Origin of the sequence: Burkholderia sp. AU19243 (assembly GCF_018148075.1) — a bacterium.
In the GTDB taxonomy this organism is placed as follows: Bacteria; Pseudomonadota; Gammaproteobacteria; order Burkholderiales; family Burkholderiaceae; genus Burkholderia; species Burkholderia latens_A.
On record NZ_JAGSTV010000001.1, the window covers coordinates 662,925 to 678,868 of the forward strand.

Here is a 15,944-nt window from a genome sequence, read left to right on the forward strand (position 1 = left end):
ACTACTCGGCGCTCAACCGGTCTACGATCGCGCGCAGCGCGTCGTAGCCCTTTTTCGCATACTGATAGCTCGGTGCGACGGCCGGATCCTGCTCGGCCTCGACGACGAGCCAGCCTTCGTAGCCGGCATCCTTCAGCGTTCGCAGCGTCGCTTCGTAATCGAGCGCGCCGTCGCCCGGCACCGTAAACGTGCCGTTGATCACGCCGTTCAGAAAGCTCCAGCCGCCGTTGCGCGCCTGCGTGACGACCTGCGGCCGCACGTCCTTGCAATGCACGTGCACGACGCGCGCGACATGCTTCTTCAACAGTGCGACCGGATCGGCTGCGCCGCCGAAATACGCATGGCCGGTATCGAACAGCAGGAACACCTTAGCGGGATCCGTCAGCGCCATCAGCCGGTCGACATCGGCCGGCGATTCGACGTATGCGCCCATGTGGTGATGGTAGGCGAGCTTGATCCCGTATGTGTCGAGCAGGTGCGCACCGAACGCGTCGAGGCGCGCCGCATAGCGGTGCCACGACGTGTCGTCGACGAAGCGCGGCCGCTTCGCGACCGGCGTGTCGATGCTGCCCTGGATCGTACCCGCGCATTCGCCGTATACGACCACCTTCACGTCGTTGTACTGCAGCTTCGTCATGTGCGCACGGCAGCGCTCGATCTCGGCGGCGAGCGCATCCGCGTCGCTCATGCCCGGCGCCACTTCCGCCAGGAATCCCGAATACCAGCCGGACACGCACACGAGCCCGAACTCGGCGAGCTTCGCCTTCAGCTCGGGCCCCGTCTTCGGAAACTTGTTGCCGAGCTCGAAGCCCGCATAGCCGATCTCGGCGCCTTCCTTCAGCGCCGTCTCGAGCGGCGTCTCGCCGCCGAGCGACGGCAGATCGTCGTTCATCCACGACAGGGGGTTGATACCGATGCGAACGTTCCAGCTCATCACGTGCGTCCTTGGTTCGAATGTTGTTTTACCGGTGCGGTATCGACAGCGCAGGCCAGTCAACGCCGCTGCCGGGCCTTCTCGTCGAGATACGCGCGATGCGCGCGTTCGACGTCCGCACGTTCGGACACCTGCGGCACCGCGACTTCCCACCACGCGCCGCCGTCCTCCGTCGTGCGCTCGTGCGTCGTGTCGATCACGAGCACCTGGCTTGTCTTCGCCGCACGCGCGCGCTTCATCTCGCGGCGCAGTTCGGCGACGTCGCGCACGTGCACGGCTTCGGCGCCCATCGAGCGCGCATGCATCGCGAAATCGATCGTCGAGCGTTCGCCGCCTTCGGGCACGCAGTCGTCGAGCATGTTGTTGAAGCTCGCGCCGCCGCAGTTCAGCTGCAGCCGCTCGATGCAGCCGTAGCCGCGGTTGTCGAGGATCACGACGATGATCTTGCGGCCGAGCATCACGGACGTCGCGAGCTCCGCGTTGAGCATCATGTACGAGCCGTCGCCGACGATCACGATCACTTCGCGCTCGGGCCGCGCGAGCTTCGCGCCGAGGCCGCCCGCAACCTCGTAGCCCATGCACGAATATGCGTAGTCCATGTGATAGTTGCCCGGCACGCCGCTGCGCCACAGCTTGTGCAGCTCGGCCGGCAGCGTGCCGGCAGCGCATACGACGAGATCGTCGCGCGCGCTGTCGCGCCCGGCGTCGGCCGCGGAGTCGCGCACCGCGCCGATGACTTCCGCGTCGTACGGCAGCGTGTCGTTCGGCACGCGCGTGGTCAGCTCGGTCACGCGTGCGTGCCACGCGACGGCGTGGTCGCGATTCGCCGCCGTCCATCCTGCATCGGCCTGCCAGCCCGCGAGCGCGGCGGACAACTGGCCGAGGCCTGTGCGCGCATCGGCGATCAGTTGCCGGCCGCGCTTCTTGCCCGCATCGAACGGTTGCACGTTCAGGCTCAGCAGCGTCGCGTTGCCGAACAGCGCATGCGAGCCGGTCGTGAAATCCTGCAGCCGCGTGCCGACCGCGAATACCAGGTCGGCCTGCGCGGCCGCGCGGTTCGCGGCGGGCGAACCCGTCACGCCGATCGAGCCGAGATTCAGCGGGTGGTCCCACGCGAGGCTGCCCTTGCCGGCCTGCGATTCGGCGACCGGCACGCCGTGCGTGTCGGCGAACGTGCGCAGCGCATCCCATGCCTGGCTGTACAGCACGCCGCCGCCGGCCACGATCAGCGGCTTTTTCGCGGCTTTCAGCACGTCGAGCGCATCGGCGAGCTCGAGCGCGTCGGCCGGCGGCCGGCGCATCCGGATGACGGGCGGCGAGAAGAAATCCGCGGGCCAGTCGTATGCGAACGTCTGCACGTCCTGCGGCAGTGCGAGACACACGGGCCCGCATTGCGCCGGATCGGTCATCACCTGGATCGCGCGCGGCAGCGCGACGAGCAACTGTTCGGGCGTCGTGATCCGGTCGAAGTAGCGCGTGACCGGCCGGAAGCAGTCGTTCGCGCTGACGTCGCCCTGTTCGAAATCCTCGACCTGCTGCAGCACCGGATCGGGCAGCCGCGACACGAACACGTCGCCGGGCAGCAACAATAGCGGCAGCCGGGCGACGTGTGCGAGCGCGGCGGAAGTCAGCATGTTGGTCGCACCGGGGCCGATGCTCGACGTCGCCGCCATCATCCGCTGGCGGAAATGCGCTTTCGCGAACGCGACGGCCGCGTTCGCCATCCCTTGCTCGTTATGTGCGCGCAACGTCGGCAGCCGGTCCTTCTCCGCGTGCAGCGCTTCGCCGAGGCCGGCTACGTTGCCGTGGCCGAAGATCGCGAACACGCCGCCGCAGTACGGCAGGATTTCGGTGCGGCCGTCCGGCTGGACGACTTCGGCGCGCAGGGCGGCCAGGTAGCGCACGAGCGCCTGGCTGATGGTCAATCTCACGGTGGTGGTCATCGTCTGTCGATCGGAAAGAGTCGGGTGGTCGTCACGAACACGGATATCGGACATCGGCATCTGCATCAAGCCGCGGCGGCGGCGTGCGCGGCCGCGCGGCGGCCGAGCCACGCGTCGACCAGCTGCGCGAAATTACCGGCGACTTCATCGATCAGCGCCTGATCGTCGATCCGGCCGGCCAGCCACTTCAGCGACGCGTCGGCCCACAGCGTGCGCCCGACCATGAAGCCCTTGACGATCGGATTCGTCGCCGAGCGGAAGCTGTCGACCAGATACTGCAGCGGCTGGTTCAGTCCCAGGATCACCGCGCCGCGGCAGTGCGGATCGCGCTCGGCGACGAGCGTCTCGAGCCGCGCCCAGCCGTCGGCGCTCATTGGCGGAAGCTTCCACCATTCCGGCATCACGCCGAGGTTGTAGAAGCGCGCGACCGTGCGCAGCACCGCGTCGTCCTCGGTGCCGGCCGGCGTGACCGCGCGCGGCGGAATGATTTCGAGCAGAAGCTCGTTGCCGCTTGCGCGCGTCGCTTCCCACAGCTCCAGCACACGCTGCTCCTGCGCGACGCGCAGGTCGACGTCGTCGTCCGGGTGGTAGTGCACGAGGCACTTCACGACCTGCTCGGTCGGCCAGTGGGTGAGCGACGAGCCGACCGAGCGCGTGTCGTCGAAGCACAGCGGGCGCGAGCCGGGCAGCTCGACCGGGCGGCCGACCCACCAGCCGCGGCCGGTGGCCGACGCGAGCGCGTCGCGGCCGTACGCGCCGCCGTCGATCAGCACGCCGACGTGGCCTTGGATATGGCGATCGCGCTCGACCTGCTCGGCCGCGCGCACGAGCAGGCGCTTGAGCGTCCTGATCCGTCCCTCGTCCGCGCCGGCCTGCACCGCGAGTTCGTAGAACTGGCTGCGATGATCGAACGCCATCACGCACAGATCGTCCCATTCACGGCGCGGCACCGTCACGCGATGCAGATGCGCGAGCGTGCGGTCGGCGTCGACCTGCGGATTGCGGCGGCCGCCGAACCAGTGCGCGAGCTCGGCCGGCGTCGGCATCGCGGCCGAACATGCGTGGCGCGACACGACGATCGCGCCGCACGCGTTCGCAATGCGCGTCGCGTCCGCCCAGTCGCTGCCGCGCAGCAGCCCGGACAACAGCCCGGACAGGAACGCGTCGCCCGCGCCGAGCACGTTCAGCACCTCGACGCGTTCGCCGTGGAAGGTCTGCGCATCTTCGATGCGCGCGGGGATATCGCGTTCGATCACGCAGCAGCCGAGCGCGCCGCGCTTGACCACCAGCACCGCGTCGCTCGCGCGGCGCACCGCCTGCAGCGACGCGATCAGGTCGTGCGGCACGCCGCCCGCGATCAGGAATTCCTCCTCGGTGCCCACCAGCAGATCGAACTCGCCGAGCACCTGTTGCAATTGGCGCGTGACGTGCGCATCCGGCACGTAGCGATTCTCGCCCGCGCCGCGCGCGGTCAAGCCCCACAGCACCGGCCGGTAGTCGATGTCGAGAATCCTCACGACGCCGTGCCGGCGTGCGTAGCCGAGCGCGGTCAGCGACGCTTCGCGCGTGGCCGGCGTCGATAGATGCGTGCCGGTGATCGCGAGCGCGCGGCAGCCGGCGATGAAGTCCTCGCTGATTTCGTCGGCGCGCAGGGCCATGTCCGCGCAGTTCTCGCGCACGAACAGCAGCGGGAACGTGTCGCGGTCCTTCAGCCCGAGCAGCACGAGCGCGGTCTGGCGTTCCGGGTCGGTCTGCAACTGGCTCGTGTCGCAGCCTTCGCGCTCGAGCGTCTCGCGCACGAAGCGGCCCATCTGCTCGTCGCCGACGCGCGAGATCATCGCGGTTTTCAGCCCGAGCCGGGCGACGCCGAAGGCGACGTTGCCCGACGAGCCGCCGAGATACATCTGGAAACTGCGCGCGTCCTCCAGGCGGCTGCCGTACTGCTGCGCGTAGAGGTCCACGGCGACGCGGCCGAGGCAGGCGAGATCGATGGGGCGGTCAGTCGGAAAGTTCAACGGGCTCATATCACGTATCACGCTCGCGGCCGGCGCTCGGCGCTGCCGGCAGATTGGGGGCCGATCGGGTGAGGATGCTCCGTCACCCGCGCGGCACGACGCAAAAACGCGTGCCGCAACGAATCGGGCTACGGAACGCAGTCTAGGCGTTTTGGAAATTCAGTTCCCTAGGTGAAATCACGTAGAAATAAATTTCCAAATTCGTGAGGAAGTGATCTACAGTTTCATCCGGATGCTTCAGTCCGTATCGGACTCGGCGCCGGCGGCGCGCAACGCGCCGTTTTCCGCCCCCGGAGATGAGGAGACAAAGTGATCATGAAGACCAAGCTGATGGCCGCCGCGGCCGCCGCGATCCTCGCCATGCCGCTCGCGCATGCCGAGAAGATCGGCGTGACGATGGCATCGTTCGACGACACGTTCCTGACGATCCTGCGCAACAGCATCGCCGATTCCGCGAAGAAGGACGGCGCGACCGTGCAGATCGAGGACGGCGGCAACGACGTCGGCAAGCAGTTGAGCCAGGTCCAGAACATGATTGCGCAGAAGGTCGACGCGATCATCGTGAATCCGGTCGATACCGACGCGACGCCGAAGATCACGAAGATGGTGACCGCCGCGAAGATTCCGCTCGTCTACGTGAACCGCAAGCCGGTCGACTTCGACAAGCTGCCGGCCGGCGTCGCCGTGGTCGCGTCCGACGAGAAGCAGTCGGGCACGCTGCAGACGCGCCAGGTGTGCAAGCTGCTCGGCGGCAAGGGCGACGTCCTCGTGCTGATGGGCGAGCTGTCGAACGAGTCGGCGCGCACGCGCACGAAGGACATCGAGGACGTGATCGCGACGAAAGACTGCGCCGGCATGAAGATCGTCGACAAGCGCGAAGGCAAGTGGAGCCGCACGCAAGGTCAGGACATCACGATGAACTGGCTGAGCTCCGGCACGAAGTTCGACGCAATCATCTCGAACAACGACGAGATGGCGATCGGCGCGATCAACGCGCTGAAGGCCGCGCGCAAGCTGACGCCGAAAACGGTCGTCGCGGGCATCGACGCGACGCCGGACGGGCTCGCGGCGATGAAGAGCGGCGACCTGAAGGTGTCCGTCTATCAGAACGCGACCGGGCAGGGCGCGCAGGCCGTCGCGACCGCGCTGAAGCTTGCGAAGAAGCAGCCGGTCGACCGCTACGTGAACGTGCCGTTCGAACTCGTCACGCCGGAGAACATGAACCAGTACGCGAAGCACTGACCGGTTTTTCCGCTGAACTGCGCGGGCCCGGCGCCGCCGGGCTCGCGTGAGACTTTCGAGGAACGTCCATGTTTACAGCCAGGATGGCGCGCCCGATGGCCAGTGAAAGCGCGCCGGCCGCTTCGTCCGCTGCGCCCGGTTCGTCCGGCGCGGCCTCCGCCGATTGCCTGCTCGAAGTGCGCGGCGTCGGCAAATCGTTTCCCGGCGTCGTCGCGCTCGACGGCGTGCAGTTCCGCGTGCGCCGCGGCACCGTCCATGCGCTGATGGGCGAGAACGGCGCCGGCAAGTCGACGCTGATGAAGATCATCGCCGGCGTGTACACGCCGGACCAGGGCGAAATCCTGATCAACGGCGAGCCGGTCGTGCTGCACGGCCCGCTCGACGCGCTCGATCGCGGGATCGCGATGATCCACCAGGAACTCAACCTGATGCCGTACATGACGGTCGCGGAGAACATCTGGATCCGCCGCGAACCGAAGAACCGCTTCGGCCTGATCGACCACGCTGCGCTGCGCCGCCGCACCGCCGCGCTGTTCGAGCGGCTGTCGATCGACATCGATCCGGAAGCCGACGTGCGGACGCTGACGGTCGCGAGCCGGCAGATGGTCGAGATCGCGAAGGCCGTGTCGTTCGATTCCGACGTGCTGATCATGGACGAGCCGACTTCCGCGCTGACCGAGAAAGAGGTCACGCACCTGTTCCGGATCATTCGACAGCTGCGCGAGCAGGGCAAGGGCATCGTCTACATCACCCACAAGATGAACGAGCTGTTCGAGATCGCCGACGAGTTCTCGGTGTTCCGCGACGGCAAGTACATCGGCACGCACGCGTCGGCCGACGTCACGCGCGACGACATCATCCGGATGATGGTCGGCCGCGAAATCACGCAGATGTTCCCGAAGGAGGACGTGCCGATCGGCGACGTCGTGCTCGCCGTGAAGAACCTGGGCGTCGACGGCGTGTTCCGCGACGTCAGCTTCGAGCTGCGCGCGGGCGAGATCCTCGGCGTCGCGGGTCTCGTCGGTTCGGGGCGCTCGAACGTCGCGGAGGCGCTGTTCGGCGTCGTGCCGGCCACGTCGGGCGAGATCCTGATCGACGGCAAGCCGGTGCGTATTTCGACGCCCGCGCAGGCGATGAAGCACGGCATGGCGTTCCTCACCGAGGACCGCAAGGACACCGGCTGCTTCCTGAATCTCGACCTGCTCGCGAACATGGAAGCGGCGGTGCTCAGCAACCGCTACGTGAAGTTCAATTTCGTGCGGCACGCGCAGTTGAAGCGCGACTGCGAGGAAATGAGCCGGATGCTGCGCGTGAAGACGCCCGGCCTGCACGAGGAAATCCAGAACCTGTCGGGCGGCAACCAGCAGAAGGTGCTGATCGGCCGATGGCTGCTCACGCAACCGCGCATCCTGATCCTCGACGAGCCGACCCGCGGCATCGACGTCGGCGCGAAGGCCGAGATCCACCGGCTCGTCAGCGCGCTAGCCGGCAAGGGCGTCGCGGTGCTGATGATCTCGTCGGAGATGCCGGAGGTGCTCGGCATGAGCGATCGCGTGATGGTGATGCATGAAGGCCGGATGACCGGCATCGTCGAACGCAAGGACGCCGACCAGGTGCGCATCATGGACCTGGCCTCGCGCTGAGCCGCAACAAGCATGGAGACAATTGAAATGGGCAACCTGAATCCGGTCGCGGACGCGCAGTCCATGACGATCAAGACGCGGCACGCGAAGTGGCCGCCCGAACTGAGCATCTTCCTCGTGCTGGTCGGCATCAGCCTGTTCTTCGAAGTGATCGGCTGGCTTGTCGTCGGGCAGAGCTTCCTGTTCAACGCGGAGCGGCTCGAGATCATCGTGCTGCAGATGGCCGTGATCGGCATCATCGCGGTCGGAGTGAACCTCGTGATCATCACGAGCGGCATCGACCTGTCATCCGGGTCGGTCGTGGCAGCGGCGGCCGTCGTGTCGGCCAGCCTCGCGCAAGTGTCCGACTTTCCGCGCGCCGTGTTTCCTCACCTGACCGACCTGCCGGTGATCTGGCCGGTGCTGGCCGGCGTGTGCGTCGGGCTGCTGGTCGGCTTGTTGAACGGTTCGCTGATCGCGCTGACCGGCATTCCGCCGTTCATCGCGACGCTCGGCACGATGGTCGCCGCGCGCGGCTTCGCGAAGTGGTTCACCAACGGGATGCCGGTGTCGATGCTGACCGACCAGTTCGCCGCGATCGGCGCGGGGGCGAACCCGGTGATCATCTTCGTCGTGGTCGCCGCGATCTTCCACGTCGTGCTGCGCTACACGCGCTTCGGCAAGTACACGTATGCGATTGGCGCGAACCGTCACGCGGCCGTCGTGTCGGGCATCAACGTGACGCGCCATCTGGTGTTCGTCTATGCGATTGCGGGCCTGTTGAGCGGTATCGCCGGCACCGTGACGGCCGCGCGTGCGATCTCCGGGCAGTCGGGCATGGGCGTCATGTACGAGCTCGATGCGATCGCGGCGGTCGTGATCGGCGGCACGTCGCTGTCGGGCGGCCTTGGCCGCGTGACCGGCACCGTGATCGGCGTGCTGATTCTCGGCGTGATGACGTCGGGCTTCACGTTCATCCGGATCGATGCGTATTACCAGGAAATGGTGAAGGGCGCGATCATCGTCGCGGCCGTGATCGCCGATCAGTATCGCAACAAGAAATCGCGCCGCTGACTTGTCGCGGCAGCCCCTGCAACCTTACGGGAAGAAGATGAAGATCGCTCTGGATCCCTACATGATTCGTCATCTGCCGCTCGACCGCCTGCCGCACGCGGTCGCGGAGCTCGGTTACGACCAGATCGAGCTGTCGCCGCGCAGCGACTTTCTCGACTGGTGGGTCATGCCGCGCGCGACGCGCGAGCGCATGACCGCGTTCCGCCAAGCGATGCGCGCGAGCGGCGTGGGACTTGCGTCGCTGCAGCCGATGTACCGCTGGGCCAGCCCGTTCGACGACGAGCGGCAATGGGCAGTGCGCTGCTGGAAGAAGGCGATCGAGGTCGCGCTCGAAATGGAATGCCCGTTGATGGTGTCCGAATTCGGACGCGGTGCGTCGCCGGAGCGCTCGGTCGGCGAGCGGCCCGGCGCGAATCCGAAGGAGCTGTGCGAAGCCGCGTGGTTCCGCTCGATGGACGAACTGCTGCCGATCCTCGAACGCGAACGCATCGTGCTGTCGGTCGAGCCGCATCCGGAGGACTGGATCGAACAGCTGCAGCCGGCGATCGACATCGTCACGAACATCGGCTCGCCGTCGCTGAAGCTGTCGTACATCGCACCGCACACGTTCTATTACGGCGACGACATGGCCGCGATGATCGCGGCTGCCGCGCCGGTTCTCGCGCACGTGCGCGTGGCCGACACCTTCGATCACCGCAAGAGCAGCCAGCTGCGCTACATCGTGAACCCGCCGGGCTCGAACCAGATTCGCGTGCACCAGCATCTCGACATCGGGCAGGGCGAGATCGACTGGGACGTGTTTTTCGGTGCGCTCGGCAGCGCCGGCTTCGACGGCGTGATGTCGTCGTGCGTGTTCGCGTGGGAGGACCGCGCGGAAGCGTCGTCGCGCTACATGCGCGACACGATCGAGCGCTACGTCGCGCGCCATTTCGAGCGGGCGGCCGCACGCTGACTGTTTGTTGACTAATGCCGAGCGGCACGGCACGGGGCCGCGCTGCTGATGAACGAACGACTGGAGATACCCGGATGACCTTGCAAATCGGCGTGATCGGCTGCGGCGCGATCGGCCAGGATCATATCCGCAGGCTCACGCGCACGCTATCCGGCGCGCGCGTGGTGGCCGTCAACGACATCGATGCGCAGCACGCGCGCGATGCGGTGACGAAGTACGGGCTCGACGCGGAAATATACGGCGACGGCCATGACGTGGTCGCCGCCGCCGACGTGCAGGCCGTGCTCGTCACGTCGTGGGGGCCGACGCACGAGGCGTTCGTGCTCGACGCGATCGCGCTCGGCAAGCCGGTGTTTTGCGAGAAACCGCTTGCGGTGACGGCCGAAGGCTGCATGCGCATCGTCGAGGCGGAACTCGCGCACGGCAAGCGGCTCGTGCAGGTCGGCTTCATGCGTCCGTACGACGAAGGCTATCGCGCGCTCAAGCGCGTGATCGACGGCGGCGAGATCGGTGCGCCGCTGATGCTGCATTGCGCGCATCGCAACCAGTCGGTCGGCGAGCGCTATACGACCGACATGGCGATCACCGACACGCTGATCCACGAGCTCGACGTGCTGCGCTGGCTGCTCGGCGAGGACTACACGAGCGCGCAGGTCGTCTATCCGAAGAAGACGCGCCACGCGAGCGCGCATCTCGCCGATCCGCAGATCGTGCTGCTCGAAACCGCGAGCGGCGTGCGCATCGACGTCGAGATCTTCGTGAACTGCCAGTATGGCTACGACATCCAGTGCGAGGTGGTCGGCGAAAACGGCATCGCGAAACTGCCCGATCCGCCCGCGGTTGGGCTCAAGCATGCGGCGCGGCGCTCGGTCGAGATCATGACCGACTGGAAGGAGCGTTTCATCGCTTCGTACGACGTCGAACTGCAGGCATTCATCGACGGCGTGCAACAAGGGGCGCTGACCGGCCCGTCCGCGTGGGACGGCTATGCGGCGGCGGTCGCGGCCGACGCATGCGTGCGCGCGCAGCGCAGCGGTGCGGTCGAGCCGATCACGATGGCCGAACGCCCGGCGTTTTATCGCGGCTGAACCCGCCGAACACGTTCACACCGGGCCGCGCGTGCCTGCGGCCCACTTGCGGCCATGCGCCGCTTCTCTGCCGGACCGACCGACATGACGATGAAGATTGGCTGCGCGCCCTGCTGCTGGGGCGTCGACGACGTAAAGAACCCGCACCTGCCGCCGTGGCGGCACGTGCTCGCCGAAGCGGCACAGGCCGGCTATTCGGGCATCGAGCTCGGCCCGTACGGCTATATCCCGCTCGAGCTCGACGTGGTGAGCGCCGAGCTCGAACGGCAGCATTTGAGCATCACCGCCGGCACGATCTTCGACGACCTGGTTTCGCCGGAGAACCTGCCGAACCTGCTGCGCCAGACGCGCGAGATCTGTGCGCTGATCACGCAGTTGCCGAAGCTGCCGACGCAGCCTGGCCAGCGTTACGCGGCGCCGTATCTGGTCGTGATCGACTGGGGACATGACGAGCGCGACTACGCGGCCGGCCATGGCGATCGCGCACCGCGCCTGTCCGCCGACCGCTGGGCGCGGATGGTCGACCACATTCGCGAGATTGCGACGCTCGCGCGCGACGAATTCGGCGTGCGCGCGGTGATCCATCCGCATGCGGGCGGCTACATCGAATTCGCAGACGAAATCGACCGGATCGTCGCCGACATCGCGGCCGATACGGCGGGCCTCTGTCTCGACACGGGCCACCTGTACTACTCGGGGATGGATCCCGAGACATGGCTGCACCGCCACGCGGCGCGGCTCGACTACGTGCATTTCAAGGATATCGACGGCGCCGTCTACGACGCGGTGATGCGTGAGCACATTGCGTTTTTCGCGGCGTGCGCGCGCGGCGTGATGTGCCCGATCGGCACCGGCGTGCTCGACTACCGCGCGATCCGCCGCGCGCTCGACGACATCGGGTATGCGGGCTACATCACGATCGAACAGGAGCGCGATCCGCGCAACGCCGGTACGAGCCTGCGCGACGTCGCGGCAAGCCGCGCGTTTCTCGCATCGGCCGGCTTCGCGTAAGCGGGCGTCGGCCCGGTCGTCTGCACACACTCTGAATGCTGAACACGGACAGGAACACGACAATCATGATCGACGGACAGATTCTGCTCGGACATTCGATTCGCTGGGGCATGGTCGGCGGCGGGCTTGGCAGCCAGATCGGCTACAGCCACCGGTCGGCCGCATTGCGCGACGGCAGCTTCCAGCTCGTTGCCGGCGCCTTCGACATCGATCCCGAACGCGGGCGGCAGTTCGGCGTGAAGCTCGGCGTTGCCGCGGACCGCTGCTATCCCGACTACCGGACGATGTTCGACGCCGAGGCGAAGCGCGCCGACGGCATCCGCGCGGTGTCGATCGCGACGCCGAACAACACGCACTTCGAAATTTGCCGAGCGGCGCTGAACGCGGGGCTGCACGTCGTATGCGAGAAGCCGCTTTGCTTCACGACCGGGGAGGCCGAGACGCTGCAACGGCTGTCGGTCGAGAAGAACCGCATCGTCGGCGTTGCGTACGGCTATTCGGGACACCAGATGATCGAGCAGGCGCGGGAAATGATCGCGCGCGGCGATCTCGGCGACATCCGGATCGTGCAGATGCAGTTCGCGCACGGCTTTCATAGCGACGGCGTCGAAGCGGCGAGCGCGGCGGCGCGCTGGCGTGTCGACCCCAGGTTCGCGGGGCCGAGCTACGTGCTCGGCGACATCGGCACCCACCCGCTGTACATCTCCGAAGTGATGGCGCCCGAACTCAAGATCAAGCGGCTGATGTGCTCGCGGCAGAGCTTCGTGAAGAGCCGCGCGCCGCTGGAGGACAACGCGTTCACGATCATGGAGTACGACACGGGCGCGATCGGTTACGTGTGGTCGAGCGCGGTGAATGCAGGGTCGATGCACGGGCAGAAGGTCCGCGTCATCGGGTCGAAGGCGAGCGTCGAATGGTGGGACGAACATCCGAACCAGTTGCGCTACGAGATCCAGGGGCAGCCTGCACAGGTGCTCGATCGCGGGATGCCGTACCTGCATCCGAACGCGACGCGCGAAGACCGCATCGGCGCCGGGCATCCGGAAGGGCTGTTCGAGGCGTGGTCGAATCTGTACGCGCGCTTCGCGCTCGCGATGGACGCCGCCGATCGCGGCGACGCGCAGACGTTGAAGCGCATCCGCTTTCCGGACGTCCACGCAGGCGTCGAAGGCGTGCGGTGGGTGGAGAACTGCGTGCGGTCCGCCGATGCGGGCGGCGTGTGGGTCGACTATCGATGAGCCGGCGCCGGTCGATGCGCGGCGTCGGCCGGCGCTCCGGCGTGGCTGCGGGCGGCCCGCGGCGTGGCGGTGCGCATCGGCCTCGGTAGACGCCCTAATCTTTACGGCGCCGCAACCGCGTTGGAAAATCGTTTCCATTCCGGCCGCGGAGCGTGTGCAGGTGATGATCGAGCGCGTGGGAGCGAGGGTGCGGCGCAGGCCGTGCCGCAAACGTGATTAAATTCGCCCTTCATGCATGTCCACAGGTGAGTCCCGGGCGCACGCGCAGGCGGCGCGCGCATCGGGCCGTCAACTTCGCGCTATCCGATGAGTTCATCCGACAAACCACCCGCCACCGTCGAGGCGTTCCTGCAGCATCTGACGCAGGAGTACGACGGCCTCAGCAATCGCCTGAAGGTGATTGCGCGTCATGTGGAAACGCATCGGGACCAACTGGGCCTGGAAGGCATCCAGTCGCTTGCGGAGGCGTGCGGCGTGCAGCCGTCGGCCGTCGTCCGGTTCGCGAAGCATTTCGGCTTTTCCGGCTTTTCCGAGATGCAGCGGCTGTTCCGCGAGGGGCTGGCCCAGCAGATCGCGCCGGGTCGCGCGTACAGCCTGCGGCTGCGCGACGTGATCGAATCGGGCGAGTCGAGCCTGCAGCCGGAGCAGATCGCCGATGAATTCATCAAGGGCAGCATTGCCGGGATGCAGCAGCTGCGGCAGACCCTCGACCCGCACGCGCTCGCGCAGGCCGTCGATCTACTCGCCGACACGCAGGCGATCTGGATTGCCGGCTCGCGCCGCGCGTTTCCGATCGCCGTGTATCTCGACTATGCGCTGCAGCACACCGACAAGCGTATCGGTCTGTTCAGCGCGCTGGGCAGCATGCATCTCGGGCAGATCCGCTCGGTGCGCGCCGGCGACGTGATGATCGTGATCTCGTTCATGCCGTACGCGGAAGAGACGGTGCAGGTCGCGCAGCAGGCCGTGCAGCGCGGCGCGCGGCTGATCGCGATCACCGACAGCCGGATGAGCCCGCTCGCGCGGGTGGCGGAGGTGACGCTGATGGTGCAGGAGAGCGCGACGTTCGGGTTTCGCGCGCTGACCGCGACGATGGGGCTCGCGCAGAGCCTGTTCGTGGCGCTCGCGTACCGGCTCGAGCTGTCTTACCTGCCGACCGCCGACGGCGCACACGGCACGAAGGCCGGCTGACACCGGCCTTCCGTTGGCGCGCCGCCCGCGCATTGGGTTGGCGGGCGGCGCGTGGCTCGTCACTTACTTCGCGGTCGGCATCGCGAATTCGGCGCCCTTGCCGATGCTCGACGACCAGCGCTGCATCACCGATTTCTGGCGCGTATAGAAGCGCACGCCTTCTTCGCCGTATGCATGCATGTCGCCGAACAGGCTTTTCTTCCAGCCGCCGAAGCCGTGCCAGGCCATCGGCACCGGAATCGGCACGTTGATGCCGACCATGCCGACCTGGATGCGTCGTGCGAATTCGCGCGCGATGCCGCCGTCGCTCGTGAAGCATGAAACGCCGTTGCCGAATTCATGCGCATTGATCAGGTCGACGGCTTCGCCGAAGTCCTTCACGCGCACGCAGCCGAGCACCGGCCCGAAGATCTCTTCCTTGTAGATGCGCATGTCGGGGCGCACGTGATCGAACAGCGTGCCGCCGGTGAAGAAGCCTGCGTCGCGGCCCGGCACGCGCAACCCGCGCCCGTCGACCACCAGCTGCGCGCCTTCGGCGACCCCTTGTTCGATATAGCCTTCGATGCGCTTGAGCGCGTCGCCGGTGACGATCGGGCCCATCTCCACTTCCGGCGACATCCCGTCGCCGATCACCAGCTTGCGTGCGCGCTCGGCGACCGCCGGCACGATCTTGTCGGCCACGTCGCCAACCAGCACCGCGATGCTGATCGCCATGCAACGTTCGCCGGCCGAGCCGTAGGCGGCGCCGATCAGCGCGTCGACGGCCTGCTCGATGTTCGCGTCGGGCATCACGACGAGGTGGTTCTTCGCACCGCCGAGCGCCTGCACGCGCTTGCCGGACTGCACCGCGCGCTGCTGCACGTACGCCGCGATCGGCGTCGAGCCGACGAAGCTGACGGCCTGCACGTCCGGATGATCGAGGAGCGCGTCGACGGCGCCCTTGTCGCCCTGCACGACGTTGAATACGCCGGCGGGCAGCCCTGCCTGCGCAAGCAGGTCGGCGATGAACAGCGCGGCCGACGGGGCGCGCTCGCTCGGCTTCAGCACGAACGTGTTGCCCGTCGCAAGCGCGACCGGGAACATCCAGCACGGCACCATGCACGGGAAGTTGAACGGCGTGATGCCCGCGACGACGCCGAGCGGCTGGCGCATCGTCCAGTTGTCGATCCCGGTGCTGACCTGGTCGGTGAAGTCGCCCTTCAGCAGTTGCGGCACGCCGCACGCGAATTCGATGATGTCGATGCCGCGCGCGACCTCGCCTTGCGCATCGGAGAACACCTTGCCGTGCTCGGCAGTGATGATCGCCGCAAGCGTGTCGCGGTGTTCGTTCATCAGCTGCAGGAAGCGGTGCAGCACGCGCGCGCGGCGGATCGGCGGCGTGTCGGCCCAGGCCGGAAACGCCGCACGGGCCGACGCGACGGCGCGCTGCACTTCGTCGTCGGCTGCGAGTGCGACGCGGCGCACCGCACGGCCGAGCGCCGGATTGAAGACGTCCTGGAAGCGGCCGCTGCGGCCGGCAACGGGCGCGCCGTCGATGTAGTGGCCGACGTCGGCGTCGGACGTGTAGGCGGGAACCGTGGTCATGCGTGTCTCCTGGCGGGATTGGGGGTGGACGGAACCTAGTCTAGGCAAAG

At 67.2% G+C, this 15,944-nt stretch carries 12 protein-coding genes; 8 read left to right on the top strand and 4 right to left on the bottom strand.

The window, feature by feature from the left end:
* Window position 1: 1 nt before the first annotated feature.
* From iolE to iolC, 3 genes are all read right to left on the bottom strand, one after another.
* Window positions 2-934 carry a myo-inosose-2 dehydratase gene (gene iolE, locus KDW55_RS03250; protein WP_040143982.1) on the bottom strand — a complete coding sequence of 311 codons (933 nt, stop codon included), beginning with the start codon at window positions 932-934 and terminating at the stop codon, window positions 2-4.
* A 59-nt stretch (window positions 935-993) separates the two neighbouring features.
* Window positions 994-2,877 (bottom strand): 3D-(3,5/4)-trihydroxycyclohexane-1,2-dione acylhydrolase (decyclizing), encoded by a 1,884-nt coding sequence (iolD, locus tag KDW55_RS03255; RefSeq protein ID WP_212161542.1) that lies wholly within the window; start codon window positions 2,875-2,877, stop codon window positions 994-996.
* Between the two features lie 65 nt (window positions 2,878-2,942).
* Complete coding sequence (gene iolC, locus KDW55_RS03260; protein ID WP_212161543.1) at window positions 2,943-4,901, bottom strand: 5-dehydro-2-deoxygluconokinase; 1,959 nt, start codon at window positions 4,899-4,901, stop codon at window positions 2,943-2,945.
* A gap of 306 nt (window positions 4,902-5,207) precedes the next feature.
* Between iolC and KDW55_RS03265 the strand changes: the two genes are divergently transcribed.
* The 8 genes from KDW55_RS03265 to KDW55_RS03300 all read left to right on the top strand — a co-directional run bounded on the left by KDW55_RS03265 (window position 5,208) and on the right by KDW55_RS03300 (window position 14,310).
* Window positions 5,208-6,134, top strand: a complete 927-nt coding sequence (locus tag KDW55_RS03265) for a sugar ABC transporter substrate-binding protein (RefSeq protein WP_040143984.1) — start codon at window positions 5,208-5,210, stop codon at window positions 6,132-6,134.
* A gap of 68 nt (window positions 6,135-6,202) precedes the next feature.
* On the top strand, window positions 6,203-7,777 hold the full coding sequence (locus KDW55_RS03270) for a sugar ABC transporter ATP-binding protein (protein ID WP_059547520.1): 1,575 nt from the start codon (window positions 6,203-6,205) through the stop codon (window positions 7,775-7,777).
* A gap of 27 nt (window positions 7,778-7,804) precedes the next feature.
* Window positions 7,805-8,830: an ABC transporter permease gene (locus KDW55_RS03275; protein ID WP_040143986.1), complete on the top strand. Its 1,026-nt coding sequence runs from the start codon at window positions 7,805-7,807 to the stop codon at window positions 8,828-8,830.
* Window positions 8,831-8,867: 37 nt separating this feature from the next.
* Window positions 8,868-9,782, top strand: a complete 915-nt coding sequence (locus KDW55_RS03280) for a sugar phosphate isomerase/epimerase (protein WP_059547564.1) — start codon at window positions 8,868-8,870, stop codon at window positions 9,780-9,782.
* Window positions 9,783-9,856: 74 nt separating this feature from the next.
* Window positions 9,857-10,870, top strand: a complete 1,014-nt coding sequence (locus KDW55_RS03285; protein WP_069241295.1) for a Gfo/Idh/MocA family oxidoreductase — start codon at window positions 9,857-9,859, stop codon at window positions 10,868-10,870.
* Between the two features lie 84 nt (window positions 10,871-10,954).
* Complete coding sequence (locus tag KDW55_RS03290) at window positions 10,955-11,881, top strand: TIM barrel protein (protein ID WP_059547526.1); 927 nt, start codon at window positions 10,955-10,957, stop codon at window positions 11,879-11,881.
* Window positions 11,882-11,946: 65 nt separating this feature from the next.
* Window positions 11,947-13,119: a Gfo/Idh/MocA family oxidoreductase gene (locus KDW55_RS03295; RefSeq protein WP_209821638.1), complete on the top strand. Its 1,173-nt coding sequence runs from the start codon at window positions 11,947-11,949 to the stop codon at window positions 13,117-13,119.
* Between the two features lie 306 nt (window positions 13,120-13,425).
* Window positions 13,426-14,310: a MurR/RpiR family transcriptional regulator gene (locus KDW55_RS03300; RefSeq protein WP_040143990.1), complete on the top strand. Its 885-nt coding sequence runs from the start codon at window positions 13,426-13,428 to the stop codon at window positions 14,308-14,310.
* Window positions 14,311-14,373: 63 nt separating this feature from the next.
* On the opposite strand, the gene KDW55_RS03305 is transcribed toward KDW55_RS03300, so the two are convergent.
* Window positions 14,374-15,894 carry a CoA-acylating methylmalonate-semialdehyde dehydrogenase gene (locus KDW55_RS03305; RefSeq protein ID WP_212161544.1) on the bottom strand — a complete coding sequence of 507 codons (1,521 nt, stop codon included), beginning with the start codon at window positions 15,892-15,894 and terminating at the stop codon, window positions 14,374-14,376.
* Window positions 15,895-15,944: the final 50 nt, after the last annotated feature.

Excerpts from the sequence above, each read along its gene's own strand:
- KDW55_RS03290 (WP_059547526.1), top strand. The coding sequence starts at position 10,955 with ATGACGATGAAGATTGGCTGCGCGCCCTGCTGCTGGGGCGTCGACGAC.
- KDW55_RS03305 (WP_212161544.1), bottom strand. The coding sequence starts at position 15,894 with ATGACCACGGTTCCCGCCTACACGTCCGACGCCGACGTCGGCCACTAC.
- iolD (WP_212161542.1), bottom strand. The coding sequence starts at position 2,877 with ATGACCACCACCGTGAGATTGACCATCAGCCAGGCGCTCGTGCGCTAC.
- KDW55_RS03300 (WP_040143990.1), top strand. The coding sequence starts at position 13,426 with ATGAGTTCATCCGACAAACCACCCGCCACCGTCGAGGCGTTCCTGCAG.
- iolE (WP_040143982.1), bottom strand. The coding sequence starts at position 934 with ATGAGCTGGAACGTTCGCATCGGTATCAACCCCCTGTCGTGGATGAAC.
- KDW55_RS03275 (WP_040143986.1), top strand. The coding sequence starts at position 7,805 with ATGGGCAACCTGAATCCGGTCGCGGACGCGCAGTCCATGACGATCAAG.
- iolC (WP_212161543.1), bottom strand. The coding sequence starts at position 4,901 with ATGAGCCCGTTGAACTTTCCGACTGACCGCCCCATCGATCTCGCCTGC.
- KDW55_RS03265 (WP_040143984.1), top strand. The coding sequence starts at position 5,208 with ATGAAGACCAAGCTGATGGCCGCCGCGGCCGCCGCGATCCTCGCCATG.
- KDW55_RS03285 (WP_069241295.1), top strand. The coding sequence starts at position 9,857 with ATGACCTTGCAAATCGGCGTGATCGGCTGCGGCGCGATCGGCCAGGAT.
- KDW55_RS03270 (WP_059547520.1), top strand. The coding sequence starts at position 6,203 with ATGTTTACAGCCAGGATGGCGCGCCCGATGGCCAGTGAAAGCGCGCCG.
- KDW55_RS03295 (WP_209821638.1), top strand. The coding sequence starts at position 11,947 with ATGATCGACGGACAGATTCTGCTCGGACATTCGATTCGCTGGGGCATG.
- KDW55_RS03280 (WP_059547564.1), top strand. The coding sequence starts at position 8,868 with ATGAAGATCGCTCTGGATCCCTACATGATTCGTCATCTGCCGCTCGAC.